The following is a 12,229-nucleotide window of genomic DNA, read 5'->3' on the forward strand; positions in this document are numbered from 1 at the left end:
CTGGGCCGGCGACGATCGGCCGGCGGACGGTGAGGGGAAGGTGGAGGGTCGTATGAGGACATCGGGTCGGCTGAACCCCTGGGCGCTCGCGGTGCTGGGCGGGGCGACCCTCGCGGCCGGCGGGCCGTGGCCGGCGGACGCCCCGGCTCAGGAGAGCGTGGTCGCCCGGGCGGCCTTGGTGAAGGGGACCCTCCCCGCCGACGATCCGATGGCCGCCGCCTGGGACCAGGCGCCGGCCACGGAGTTCCCGCTCGCCCCGCAGGTGCACTGGCCCAAGCGCATCGGTGAGGTGACGGCCAAGAGCGTGAAGGTGCGGGGCCTGCACGACGGGGAGCGGGTCGCCATTCTCCTGGAGTACGCCGATCCGACCCAGGACCCCGACGACGCCGCCGCGCTGGAGTTCATGGTGGGGGACAAGAAGGCGCACTTCGCGCACGGCCAGCCCATGGCGCAGGTCGAGGGTGGGCCGGTCAACATCTGGTTCTGGCGGAACAAGGACGGGAAGGCCGTGGACATGAACGCCCAGGGCTTCGGGACCCTCGCGGCCCAGGAGAAGCAGGACGTGACGGCCACGGGCGCCTACAACAACGGCACCTGGCGCGTGGTTTTCGCTCGGGCCCTGTCCACCGGCGACGCCGAGCACGACGTCCGGATCAAGCCGGGCGACTTCCTGAACATCGCCTTCGCGATCTGGGACGGGAAGATGGAGGCCAGCGGGGAACCGAAGGAGAAGGGCTCGCAGAAGGCGGTCTCCTCCTGGTGGTATTTCCGCGCCGAGCCGCCGCCGGACTACTCGAGCCTCCTGTACGCGGGCCTGGCCATCGGCCTCGCGGCGGGGTTTCAGTTCGTGGTGATCCGCAAGCTCAAGAAAGGGTCCTCCACATGAGGGCACGGAGGGGCAGGGAGTCGGGGGCCGGCCGGCGGACGGCCCGGCTGGGCGTGGTGGTGCTGCTCGCGGCCGCGGGCGTCGGGGCCGGCTGCACGCTCTTCCAGAACGAGCAGGTGGCCAAGGGCCAGAAACTCTACGCGCACTACTGCATGCATTGCCACGGGGAAAACGGCCGGCAAAACGAGGGCTACAACTGGGGCAAGATGCCGGACCCGAAGCCCAAGGACCTCTCCAACCAGAGCGAGATGGGCACCTTCAAGGACGAGGAGATCTTCAACACCGTCTCCCGCGACATGAAGGATACGACTCCGGACGTCGGGGACAAGATCGGCGACGACGAGTTCGCCGTGCCCACGATGCCGACCTTCAAGTACACCCTCTCGGAGGAGGAGATCTGGGCGATCGTCGCCTACGTCAGGACGCTCCACGGGATGAAGCTGACCTATGATCTGGAGGCCAGGAAGAAGCAGCTCCAGGATGAGCTTCAGGCCGCGCAGCAGAAGTTCGACCAGGCCAAGCAGGCCTTGGAGGAGGCCCAGAAGAAGGCGGAGGCGGCGGCCGAGGCCAAGGGCGGCGAGGTGGACGAGGCGGCCACCGAGCAGGAAGAGGCGGCTCTGGCGGCGGCGGCCAAGGCGCTGGAGGCGGCCAAGGCCGCGTCTGCGGGCTTCTCGGCCCGGCCCAAGTTCGCGGCGATCCCGCGGCCCGACTTGACGATGGCGCCGGAGGAGGCGGCCAAGCTCGCCGAGGTCGGCCGGCGGCTCTATCAGAACAAGTACGGCTGCAACGCCTGTCATCGGGTCGGCGAGGAGGGCGGCGTCGTCGGGCCGGCGCTCGACCGGGCCGGGTTTCGCCTGAACCCTACCTGGGTCTTTCGCTGGGTGAAGTACCCCCAGTCGTTGAAGCCGGAAACGCGGATGCCCAACCTCGGCCTGAGCGATCAGGACGCCAAGGCGGTCACGATGTACCTGGCGACCCTCAAGGCGGAAAAAGCCGAGGCGCCGGCCGTCGCGGCCGGGAACTGAGCGACCCTTTCCGGCACGGCACGGGGCCGCCGGCTCCCCGCCGTGCCTCGTCGCGCGGGTTGTTCCATGCGTACCGCGGCGGTGCTTCGCCAACCCGACCCCCGAATCCACCCGGGTCCCACCGGTCCCTCTTCTCCTCCGCCCAGCCGGAGCGCTCCACGGTCCATGACGGTCGCCGCGGTCTGCTCGGCGGTCCTGCTCATGCTCGCGGGCTGCGCGACGCAAGGAGACCTGGACGCGCTCAAGCAGGAGATGCAGCGGTCCAACGCCGCCCAGCTCGAAGCCCTGAAGGCCCAGGCTAGGAGCGAGGTCGAGGCCAACAAGAAGCAACTGGACGAGCGCGAGCGCCGCATGGCGGCCGACTTGAAGGCACTCCAGGACGTGCTCGGGAAGCTGTCGGACGAGCTCAAGGCGAACCAGGCGAGGATGGCCGAGTTGGCGAGGCAGAACCAGGCGCTCGAAGCCTCCACCCAGGCCACCAACCGGGCCGTGGTCGAGTTTTTCCGGCAGCAGGAGACCCAGCTCAAGGAGCAGCTCCGCCAGGTCCAGGCCTCGATCAAGGCCGTCGCGCCCGCGGAGCCGCCTTCGCACGAGCAGACCGAGCCCGCGGCCCCGGCGAAGAAGCCGCCGGCCGAGAAGGCCGATCGGGGCAGGTAGCCGGTCGCGCCCGGCCGGTTAGAGGAACCCCAGCCAGATCCCCCCCAGCACGGCCCATCCCACCCAGACGTGCTGCTTGAACATCGCGAAGGCGAGCGCCGGCGGCACCGTCGCGGCGTGCAGCCGCGCGACCTGCCAAGCGAGAAATCCCGCCACGCCCGCGAGCGCCGCGTAGAAGGCCGCGCCGAGGCCGGCCAGCCAACCGCCGCAGGCGAGCAGGAGCAGCATGCCGCCCAACGCCGCCGCCACCGCCAGCCAGGTCCCCCGGCCGAACAGGAGCGCCGCGGAGCGGACGCCGATCCGGCGGTCGTCCTCCAGGTCCTGCAGGGCGTAGATCGTGTCGTAGGCCAGGGCCCAGAGCAGGGTCGCGGCGTAGAGCAGCCAGGCCTCCGGCTCGAGGCGCTCGCGCACGGCGGCCCAGGCCATCAGCACGCCCCAGCCGAAGGCCATGCCCAGCACCGCCTGGGGCACGTGGATGACGCGCTTGGCGAGGGGGTAGAGCGCGGCCAGGATGAACGCGCCGGGGCCCAGCCGGCGGGCCGGCGCAGGCAGCAGGAGCAGCAGCGCGGCGGCGAGCCCGAGCAGCCCGACGGCCAGCAGCCCGGCGGCGCGCACGCTCACCGCGCCGCTCGCCAGCGGCCGATTCCTCGTGCGCGCGACGCGGCGGTCGAGGTCGCGGTCCGCCAGGTCGTTCAGCACGACGCCCGCGCTGCGCATCAGGAAGGCGCCGGCCGCGAAGATCGCCAGGAGGCGCGGCTCGGGCCGCCCCTCCGAGGCCAGCACCAGGGCCCAGAGGGTCGGCAGCATGAGCAGCAGGGTGCCGGTCTGGTTGGGCAGGCGGATCAACTCGGCGCCCGCGCGCCATCCGCCCCGGCGGTCCCCGCCCTCGCGGTCGGCGGACGGGACGGTCTGCGGCAGCGGCTGCGGCATGGAGGGACCTTACGCCGACGCCCGCGAGCCTGTCAACGCACGCGGAACACCTCCCTCGCCGTCCGCAGGGTTGCCTTTGCCGGCATGATCAGGTATATACCTGACACTGTGCGGGTTTCCAACGGCGCGATCGCACGTTCCTGGTCGCTTGCCTCCCTGCTCATTCGTACCGCCGGCGCGGCGATCCTGCTGGCGGGCCTGACGGGCTGCGGCTCCCGCTCGCCCCACACCTTCGCCCCCGAAACCACCTCCCAAGGCTACTGGTATCCGCTGAGCGTCGGGTTGCGCTTCGACCCGAGCGTGACTGGCGCGGGCGTGGACTACACGGACGGCTGCCTGCAGCGGAAGACCCTTCCCCTCGGCGAGGACCTCAAGACGGCGTTCAAGAAGGAAATCGCGCTGGTGTTCTCCAAGGTGAAGGAGCTGGGCCCGAACGAGCGGGAGGCGGGGCTCGACGGCGAGGTCACCGTCTCGATCGGCTTCAAGGAACTCGAGCTGTTCATCGGCCGCCGCGCGACGAAGGAGTACCCGGCCACCCTGTCGCTGGGCGGGACCGTCGCCTTTTTCACCCCCGAAGGGGGACAGGTCTATGCCAAGAACCTGCGGTATGACGCCAAGGGCACGGTCGAGACGGACAAGGACAAGTGCGAGGTGGCCAACCTGGCCGACCTCGGCGCCGAGGCGGCCGTGCGGCTGGCGGAGGGGTTCAAGAAGAACCTCGGCACGGCGGTCAAGATCCGCGAGATCGTGCAGGCCAAGCGGGGCGGGGAGCCGGCGCCCATCGCCTCGCCGCCTCCGCCGACCTCGCCCGCGCCCCTCCCCACGGCCGTTCCGCCCGCGCCCGGCGCCGCCTCGCCCCTCACCTTCCACGCCATGTTCCGGGACTGGAACCAGAACCAGACCCTGGAGGGCGGCGAGCGGGTGCACCTGGAGATCGAGGTGAAGAATCACGGCCTCGATCCGATCAAGGCCGTGATGGTCGTCCTCGACGGCACGCCGGAATTGGTGAAGGGGCTGGGCTCTCCCCTGGTGGTCGGGGACCTGCAGCCGGGACAGAGCCGGCTCCTGCAGGCGACGGGGGAATTGCCCCACGTGACGGTCGAACGGGAGGCGGAGCTGGTGATCTCGCTCGAGACCCTCGGCGAGAAGGTCCCCATGCCGCTCCCGAAAAAGTTCGTCGCGGCCCTGCGGCCGGGGCGGGACCCGACGAAGGACCCCAAGCCGGTGGACGTGGACAAGGTGCCCGGTCGCGGAGCGCGGGAGCGCAAGCAGGCCGTGGGCGTGGCGATCGGCATCGGCGCCTCCCGCGACCCGGCGGTGCCGCCCCGGCAGTTCGCGGCGCAGGACGCCCGGACCATGGCCGCCTACTTCTCCGGCGCCATGGGCATCCCCGCGCACAAAGTCCGGCTGATCACCGGGGAGCAGGCGCTGAAGCAGGACCTGGTCGAGGCGCTGGAAGAATGGCTGCCGCAGCAGGTCGCGCCGGGCGGAGAGGTGTTCATCTTCTTTTCCGGCCGCGCCGTCGTGGATCACGCCTCCGGGGCGGTCTCCCTCCTGCCCTACGAAGGGCAGCCGGCCAATACGAGTCGGCTGTACTCGCTGCGCCGGCTGCGGTCGGCGCTCGCCCGGCTGCCGGCCCGCTACGTCGTGCTGATCCTCGACGTCACGCTGACGACGGCTCCCGATGCGCCGGGGCTGAACGGGGTCAAGCCGGACTGGTTCCCCGCCACCGCGACCGTCAGTCAGGGCGACCTCCTCCAACTCGTCGGGATCACCGGCGCCCAGGCCGCCGTCGAATACGAGGAGGGCCGGCACGGGCTCTTCACCTACTGGCTGCTCCGGGGAATGGGCGGGGACGCGGACTGGAACAAGGACGGGGTCGTGTCCGTGGCCGAGGCGTTCGACTACGCGAGGAAAGAAGTCGCGAGGACCGCCGCGGAGGCCTTCGGCCGCGAGCAGGAGCCCCAGGCCATCCCCGTCCCGGAGGCGAAGCTGAAGGCCTGGAACCTGCCGCTCGTCAAGCTGCGGACGCCCCCCGGCTGGAGCGTTCCATTCTAGCGCGGGGGCAATTTGCATTCTAACCGCCGGAAATGACCTCCCCTCTCAGAGTGCAACTGTCTTGCAGAATAGACCTGAATCGGTGCGGTGCTGTGGCCCTGAGCAGGGTGTATTTGCAAGACGGTTGCAGCGGGCCGGGGGGCGAGACGCGGATCATCCCATCCCAGCACGCTCCCGGTCACGCCTGGCCTGTTGGGCATGGATGATCTGCTCGAAGGCCGCCAGGAGCCCGTCGCCTTCCGTCCACGGCATTACGCCGCCAGTCTGCCCATAGTCGGCGGACACTAGTACGTGGTACTGCTCAGGCTCGTACCGACGTTCGATCATGCCAGGCGGAAGTCCACTGTAACTGCCCGCGTCCTGCTCGAAGTGCTCGACCGTGTCCTCGTACACGCCGTGGTCCGTGCGTAGGTAGATCAGCCCGTCTGGGTGATGATGGAATTGCATCGGCTCCTCATGTCTTGATGATAAACTGCACCACCGCGAACGGGGGCATGTTGTTGTGCGTTTGCCCCCCACCCGTGGCCTCCGTGGGGTATTGGGTTGTATTGTCATCGGGGTGGGGTTTCCGGCGGCCGAGGTCAGACGCCGGACTGATCACTTGATAGCCCGTATCTCCCCAGGAGGAAAAGAACTCGTGGGTATGTGACGGGAGTTCGTTGACGGTCAGCGAATGCGCCTCCTCACCGCCGGCTTGGCCGAGCGTCCGGTTCGTGAGCCCACTCCCTTGACCGGCCCCGATGGGGGTCCGCCCCCGCAAATCCGGGAGGTTGAAGGTCGTCGTGCCGTCGCCCGCGCCCCAGGTGGTCCCCAGGACGCTGAACAGCCCGGCATACGTGCTCCGGCTGACGGCTGAGCCATCGCAGACGAGCCAGCCGGAGGGGGCCGCGCCACCGCCGTGCATCGTGATCCGGCCGACGGGCTCGCGAGGGGATGCCAGGCGCCAGAGGCCGGTCGCCTCGGCGATCCAGGTCGTCACCTCGCCCTCCGCGACCGTGAGGCTCACCGCGTTGGGGAGGCGCAGCTTCGCGGCATTATGCTGGATGGAGCGGACAGCCGCAAAGCAGAGGCGCAGGACCTCGCCGGGGGGGCGCGCGGAGATCTCGGTGAGGGGTTCCGTGCCGGCGACGACGAAGTAACCCCCGGCCGCCGGCAGCGTGAGCACGCCTCCGGCGGTGGTCTGATCAGGGCCCTGGGTGCTCAGGCGATCCAGCGCCGCCCGCAGGTACTGCGTCCGGTTCGCCAGCAGCTTGTGGGGCAGGTTATCGATCCCATTCGGCCCGCCCACCACCGGGTCCGTGGTCTCCAGCTGGTAGATCCCCGCTTCCCATTGGATCGTTTCGTCCAGATTCGCCATCGTCTCCCCCTACTCCCAGGACACGGCGTCCACGACGCCGCGCGTGTACGATCCATCGTGGAGGACCGCCCCGTTATAGCGGATGCCCGCCTCCGGGTAGTGCAGCCGGACCAGCCGGCACCGGGCGGGCGCTTGGCTCCGGATGGCCCGCGCCAGCCGGCCCGCCCGGTCCACGGTCATCGGTGCCGTGAGCCGGACCGCATAGGTGGCCCACCCCGCGGGATGCCCATCGAAGTACCAGGACCCCTCCCGCAGGATCTGGCCATCGTGCCGGTGCGCCTGCGCCCCCTCCACCAGTGTGGCATCCGGCTGACCCAGCCGCGCCAGGGCCTCCCGGACGCTCCAGACGGTCCCCTTCCGTCGATGCCCCAACAGCAGGGCGGAGACCACCGCCCGCTGCTGCTCGTCGGGCAACTCCGCGTCCCACCAGTCGGCGTGCCACTGCTGCGCCAGCACGGGCAAGGCCGCGGCCGGGATCTGGTCGATCCGGTAGACCAGCACGCGGTCGAGCAGGGCCACGGGCATCGCGGCCGCCAGCACGTCGGCGAGGGCCGCGACGTTCGGGTCCTGACGCAGACTGGGCGGCAGCAGCGGATCCGGCATCAGCCCTCCACTTCGCCGGTAATCGTGACCGTCGGGGTCCCGGTCAGGACCGCGACCTCGGTGCCACTCAGCACCCGCGCCGCCGGCTGGACCACCACCACGTCATGCACGCCGGGGATCTGGCGGAGCTGGCCGATCAGGTGGGCGGGCACGAGATCCGCGCCCAGCCGGCGCCGGAGCGCCTCCGCGTACGCAGCCAGGGTCGCCTGGGCCGCACTGAGGATCTCGGGATAGATCGTGTGCTGGAGCACGATCAGCTCCACCGCAATCGCATAGTCCACCGCAGTCGCGCCCTGCACGGTCACGGTGTCGCACAGGGGGCGGACCGACTCGTCCGAGAGCGTCGCCGCGACGGCGTCCAGGATAGCCGCCGGGACCGGCAGGACCGCCGCCAGCACCGTGACGAGCACATGGCCGGGCGCGACGAGGCCCACGGACACGTCCACGATGTCCCGGTGGGCGGAGAGCGCCCAGAACCGATAGGCCCCGGCCGGCCCCGCGACGCTGAATGCCTCCGGGGCGAGGATGATCCGCTCCCGGAGGCGCGCATCGTCCTCGATCTCGGCCCCCCCGGCCGGGACCGAGGCGAACACGACGCTCGCCACCCCGCTGATCGGCACCGTCAAGGTCAGCGGCGTCCCGACCGCCCAGTCGTTCCCCTCCGGGCCGGGCTCCACCGCCTGGACCCGGACCGTCCCGCTCGCCACGCCGTCCCCCAGGACCAGGTCGGCCGTGGTCGTGAAGCGGACCTGGGTCCCGTGAATCGTGGCCTCGGTCCCGATCGGCACGGTCAGGCTCCCCGTGGGCGGGGCGGTCCGGGTGACCGTCCAGGTGGCCTCGGCCGGCCGCGCCGCCAGCCTCGTCACGCCGACCAGGACGCCCAATTCCTCCAGGTAGGGGCCGGTCGCCCACCGCACCAGGGACATCTCGGCCGCGTGCTGAATCGCCTGGCGGAGCAGCGTCTCCCGGTACGCGAGCAGATCGAGCCAGATCCGCTCGGGCTGGGCCGGATAGAGCGTGCGGCCGGTCCGCGCTTCGTAGTCGGCGATCAGGTCCCGCGTGATCCTGGCGGGATCGACCTCGACGAATTGTGGGGGCTGGATGGTCTCGCTCATGCGTCCCCTCACCCTGACCCTCTCCCGGGGTGCCCCTTGCTCTTGCAGGTGCAAGGGGCGCCCGAGAGTGGGGACCGCTTAGGCGGCCAGTGGGACCGCCACCGTCAGGGGCTCCTCGGTCTCCCGGATCCGCACCGTGATCACCACGACCACGTGGCCTGGGGCCTCGCCCGGGTGCACCTGCACCCGCTCCACGGTCACGCGCGGCTCGTGCGCCTGGATGGCCGCGCTGACGGCCGCGACGAGGCGGGGGGTCGCGACGGGGAGCGGCGCGTCCAGCCACTGCCAGGCGTCGCACCCGAAATCCGGACGATGGGGGACGGTCCCGGTCGGCGTGCGGAGGATGATCCCGAGGCACTGGCGGACATCCTCCAGGTCCTCCACGAGGGTCCCGAACGTCCCCAGCTTGAGGCTCGCCCACGTCATCACGCCCAGCTATTGATCAGGGCCAGCTTGGCGTCGATCGCGGCCTTCGCCGCCGACGCCTTCGCCTGGGCCTGCTCGCTCGCGGCGATCAGGGGATTGCCCAGACTGTCGAACTCAAACTCGTCCACCCACTGGGCCGCGCGCCCCACCTGGTGGCAGACTCCGGACAGACACTGCTCCAGCTGCTGGAGCTGCCCGAGCAGGAGGCTCACCGGCGCCAGCGCCGCCGCGCCGATCTGGAGGAGGCGCACCCCGCGCCCGATCGGGCCATGGAGCGCCGCGGCGATCTGGGCCCGGAAGCCCGCTTGCAGCTGGCGCAGCTGGGCCAGCGGCAGGACACTGTCGGGGCCGAAGCCCGGTGGGAGCAACGCCGCGATCCAGGGACAGGACTCAGCCGCCGCGAGCCATTCGGTCGCCGTGGGCAGCGACGGCACCGGCGGGAGCAGATCGGCCACGGTGTCCGGGACGCTGTTCAGGACCGACGCCGCCCGGCGGAGGGCGTTCCGCACCGCGAGCAGCCGCTGCAGGTCGGCCTCGACCCGCGCCACCTCGGCATGGATGAAGTCACAGACGGCCATCGGTCCCCTCGTCACCCGTCACGGAGCCGGTCCCCTCAGACGATGGGCAGGTCATGACTGTCCCCCCGCGAGTCCGTCCCCACGGCCCGCGCCGCCTGGGTGAGATGCGCCACCACGGCTTCAGCCAGCGCGTCGCAGAGGATCCGCCAGGACTCGTACTCCCCCTCGGTGAAGCCCCGCGCGCGGAGCTGGGCCTGCATCAGCCCCGAGAGCACACCGGCCGACAGCGCCATCGTTCCCCTCCCCCTCCCCCTCTCCCGCAAGGGGAGCGGGGCCGTTACCCGCGGCTCGCCGTCACGTTCCGCGACGCCTGCGGGTGCGGGCGCCCCGTGAAGGCGCAGATGCAGTCCCGCGTCACGACCCCGGAGAGATCCGACGAGCCCCCATCGAGCGCGATCCCCTCAAGCGCCAGGATCTTCAGCGCCTGCCCCACCAGCAGCTGCAAGTCTCCCAGGAGCTGCGCCTGCCCATCCCCCATCAGCAGGGCCCGGCCTTCCGACTTGGCCCGATCGTAGGCGAGCGAGGTCCCATCCTGGAAGCCGACGTAGGCCACGTCGAGCTCCGCGATCGGCGGCGGGGACGGCGGGGAGTAGATCGCCCCCAGGACCACGCCGTCTTCGACCCCGTGCCCGAAGAGCGCGACGACCACGTGCTCCTGGAGATCCGGCATCCAGTAGACCTGGTCCGCCTGCGTCTTGTGGGTGACCACCGGGAGCCACCAGGAGACGACGGGCTGGGACTGGCTGTCGCGCCAGTCGGGGAACTCCACCCGCACCCGGGCGCGCGACGGATCCTGCTGGACCACCCGACCGAGGCGGATCTGGCCGCCGGACGGCACCGGGGTGGGACTCATCGACGCCCTCGTGCGGTTTTGATCGGCCGCCCATACCGGGCCTCAATCGAGGTCTGGTACCCGGCCGCCCTGGTCACCCGATGCCGCGCCGTCTCGATGTAGTAGTCCGCATCATAGGCCCCCCAGCCGGCCAGGGTGACCGTCAGGCCGGCCACGAGCCGGGGCTCGCCGGCGAGGTCCGCCGTGAACCGGAAGCGGTCTTTGTTCGCCTGCACCAGGGCGGCCTCCGCGACCGCGTCGGCCTGGGCCTGGGTCTCCACCCGCTGGCTGAGCCGGAGCACGTCGGCCGAGGGCACCTCCGACGTGGAGACCACCCCCTGATGCAGGGCCCCGTCCGGGTCGTGGTAGCGCACCTCGGCCGCCTGCACGGTCTTCGACATCTGCTCCAGGAGCGTCCAGCGGCTGAGGGCCTCCGGCCGCAGGGTCATCACCGACGGCGGCGGGCTGGGCCGGTCCGCGTCCGCCCGTTGGAAGGTCAGGCGGTCCGCCTTCACCGTCACGATCAGCCCGTGCGTCTCCGCCAGCCGCTGGAGGAATTCGAGGTCCGACTCGTCGTGCTGGAGCACGTACTGGAGCGTGGCCGCCGGCACCTCGCCCCGCACCGTCAGGTGATGCCGCGCCGCGATCCGCTCAGCGATGCCACGCAGCGACAGCCCCTCGTAGGCTTCGGTCTTCGGGCTCCGGAGCGCCTGCGTGATCGCGCTGACCAGCGCCCGGATTGTGACCGTGCTGGGCGGGCCGGCGTGCTCGATCTCGTCCACCGTGCCCTCGACCCACTGGTCCATCCGCCGGCCGCCGACGTACCCCAGGGCCAGCCGCACCCGGTCCCCGGCCTTCGGGCGCCAGCGCTGCCGCCACCGGCCGGCCACATCCTCGAGCTGCAGCTCGATCTCGTCGCTCTGGCCATGATCATGATCGGTATAGGTGGCGGCCAGCAGCATCGGCGCGAGCTCGCGCGTGACGTCCTGGCCCTGGTACGTGATCTGCACCAGCGGCTGGGGGACCGTGGCGACGGCTAGCGGAGCCATGGGGGCAGGTCCTCCACGGAGATTGCCGCCTCGATGATCGGGACGGTGAGGGTGGCGCGCGCCGCGAAGATCGGGGCCGGCACGCCGATCGTCGCCGGCGGATTCGCCCGCAGGAGCCGCACATAGCCGTAGGGGTCCCCATACTGGCGGTCGGCGAGCAGATCCCACCGGTCGCCCGGGAGCACGTCCACGGTCAGCACCTCAATCCCGCCCTCGCTGCGATGAGTTGGCCACCGCACTGTGTCTGAACAGTGGGAGGGGCTGATGGCACGCAGCCCCTCGTCCTACCGTTTCTTCACCGCCGGCGCCGGCGGCTTCGTCGTCGGCCCGGCATGCTCTGTCAGCTTCAGGTCCAGCTCCATCGCGATCACGCGCCCGTCGGCCTGGGTCTTCTGGAGGCGCACCGTCACCTCTTCGACGACAAAATCCCCTGCCGGCTCGCCATGGCCCCAGGTGAAGGGCAGGACCTGGGCCGCCGCGGCGGCGGCGCGGAGCTTCGCCAGCTCGGCCTCGGGATCCCCAAACGCCCGTGAGAGCGCCACCGTGAGCGCGACCCGCCGGCGCGTCGGCCCGGTGAACTGCAGCGCCGGCTTCCGGCCGATCCGCTCGTGCTCGACAAAGCGGAAGCCCTCGGTCAGCTCGGCCGACGTGACGGCCGGGAGCAGGAGCTGGAAGGCGATGTCGCCCAAGGTGGCCCACGGCATGGCGCCCGC

The 12,229-nt window shown here is 71.1% G+C and carries 16 protein-coding genes; 4 read left to right on the forward strand and 12 right to left on the reverse strand.

All coding sequences use genetic code 11. From position 1 onward, the window contains the following. The first annotated feature begins 52 nt into the window (after positions 1–52). The 3 genes from AC1U7O_RS15175 to AC1U7O_RS15185 all read left to right on the forward strand — a co-directional run bounded on the left by AC1U7O_RS15175 (position 53) and on the right by AC1U7O_RS15185 (position 2,568). On the forward strand, positions 53–886 hold the full coding sequence (locus AC1U7O_RS15175) for an ethylbenzene dehydrogenase-related protein (RefSeq protein WP_479895693.1): 834 nt from the start codon (positions 53–55) through the stop codon (positions 884–886). Beyond that, complete coding sequence (locus tag AC1U7O_RS15180) at positions 883–1,911, forward strand: c-type cytochrome (RefSeq protein ID WP_479895694.1); 1,029 nt, start codon at positions 883–885, stop codon at positions 1,909–1,911. The genes AC1U7O_RS15175 and AC1U7O_RS15180 overlap by 4 nt, the downstream gene beginning before the upstream one ends. A gap of 165 nt (positions 1,912–2,076) precedes the next feature. Beyond that, on the forward strand, positions 2,077–2,568 hold the full coding sequence (locus AC1U7O_RS15185) for a hypothetical protein (RefSeq protein ID WP_479895695.1): 492 nt from the start codon (positions 2,077–2,079) through the stop codon (positions 2,566–2,568). A gap of 18 nt (positions 2,569–2,586) precedes the next feature. On the opposite strand, the gene ubiA is transcribed toward AC1U7O_RS15185, so the two are convergent. Continuing rightward, a complete protein-coding gene (gene ubiA, locus AC1U7O_RS15190; protein WP_479895697.1) occupies positions 2,587–3,498 on the reverse strand; it encodes a 4-hydroxybenzoate octaprenyltransferase in 912 nt (303 codons plus the stop codon). A 108-nt stretch (positions 3,499–3,606) separates the two neighbouring features. Between ubiA and AC1U7O_RS15195 the strand changes: the two genes are divergently transcribed. Beyond that, positions 3,607–5,556, forward strand: a complete 1,950-nt coding sequence (locus AC1U7O_RS15195; RefSeq protein ID WP_479895698.1) for a caspase family protein — start codon at positions 3,607–3,609, stop codon at positions 5,554–5,556. A 153-nt stretch (positions 5,557–5,709) separates the two neighbouring features. Here AC1U7O_RS15195 and AC1U7O_RS15200 read toward each other — a convergent pair whose 3' ends face one another. The 11 genes from AC1U7O_RS15200 to AC1U7O_RS15250 all read right to left on the reverse strand — a co-directional run bounded on the left by AC1U7O_RS15200 (position 5,710) and on the right by AC1U7O_RS15250 (position 12,220). Beyond that, the gene (locus AC1U7O_RS15200) at positions 5,710–6,003 is read right to left on the reverse strand and encodes a hypothetical protein (RefSeq protein ID WP_479895699.1); all 294 of its coding nucleotides are present in this window, start codon (positions 6,001–6,003) and stop codon (positions 5,710–5,712) included. A gap of 7 nt (positions 6,004–6,010) precedes the next feature. After that, entirely contained in the window at positions 6,011–6,913 is a 903-nt protein-coding gene (locus AC1U7O_RS15205; RefSeq protein ID WP_479895700.1) for a phage tail protein, read from the reverse strand. Between the two features lie 9 nt (positions 6,914–6,922). Beyond that, a complete protein-coding gene (locus AC1U7O_RS15210) occupies positions 6,923–7,516 on the reverse strand; it encodes a phage tail protein I (RefSeq protein ID WP_479895701.1) in 594 nt (197 codons plus the stop codon). Beyond that, positions 7,516–8,631, reverse strand: coding sequence for a baseplate assembly protein (locus AC1U7O_RS15215; RefSeq protein WP_479895702.1), 1,116 nt, complete (start codon positions 8,629–8,631; stop codon positions 7,516–7,518). Before AC1U7O_RS15215 ends, AC1U7O_RS15210 begins: the two co-directional genes overlap by 1 nt. Before the next feature lie 78 nt (positions 8,632–8,709). Further along, entirely contained in the window at positions 8,710–9,057 is a 348-nt protein-coding gene (locus AC1U7O_RS15220) for a GPW/gp25 family protein (protein ID WP_479895703.1), read from the reverse strand. After that, positions 9,057–9,635: a hypothetical protein gene (locus AC1U7O_RS15225; protein WP_479895704.1), complete on the reverse strand. Its 579-nt coding sequence runs from the start codon at positions 9,633–9,635 to the stop codon at positions 9,057–9,059. The genes AC1U7O_RS15220 and AC1U7O_RS15225 overlap by 1 nt, the downstream gene beginning before the upstream one ends. Positions 9,636–9,670: 35 nt before the next feature. Then, positions 9,671–9,868, reverse strand: a complete 198-nt coding sequence (locus AC1U7O_RS15230; protein ID WP_479895705.1) for a hypothetical protein — start codon at positions 9,866–9,868, stop codon at positions 9,671–9,673. A 44-nt stretch (positions 9,869–9,912) separates the two neighbouring features. Beyond that, entirely contained in the window at positions 9,913–10,488 is a 576-nt protein-coding gene (locus tag AC1U7O_RS15235) for a phage baseplate assembly protein V (protein ID WP_479895706.1), read from the reverse strand. Further along, on the reverse strand, positions 10,485–11,516 hold the full coding sequence (locus tag AC1U7O_RS15240) for a phage late control D family protein (RefSeq protein ID WP_479895707.1): 1,032 nt from the start codon (positions 11,514–11,516) through the stop codon (positions 10,485–10,487). Before AC1U7O_RS15240 ends, AC1U7O_RS15235 begins: the two co-directional genes overlap by 4 nt. Beyond that, on the reverse strand, positions 11,504–11,716 hold the full coding sequence (locus AC1U7O_RS15245) for a tail protein X (protein ID WP_479895708.1): 213 nt from the start codon (positions 11,714–11,716) through the stop codon (positions 11,504–11,506). The genes AC1U7O_RS15240 and AC1U7O_RS15245 overlap by 13 nt, the downstream gene beginning before the upstream one ends. An 84-nt stretch (positions 11,717–11,800) precedes the next feature. Beyond that, positions 11,801–12,220: a phage tail protein gene (locus tag AC1U7O_RS15250; protein ID WP_479895709.1), complete on the reverse strand. Its 420-nt coding sequence runs from the start codon at positions 12,218–12,220 to the stop codon at positions 11,801–11,803. Between the last annotated feature and the right edge of the window lie 9 nt (positions 12,221–12,229).

The organism is Candidatus Nitrospira neuquenensis, from assembly GCF_979578155.1.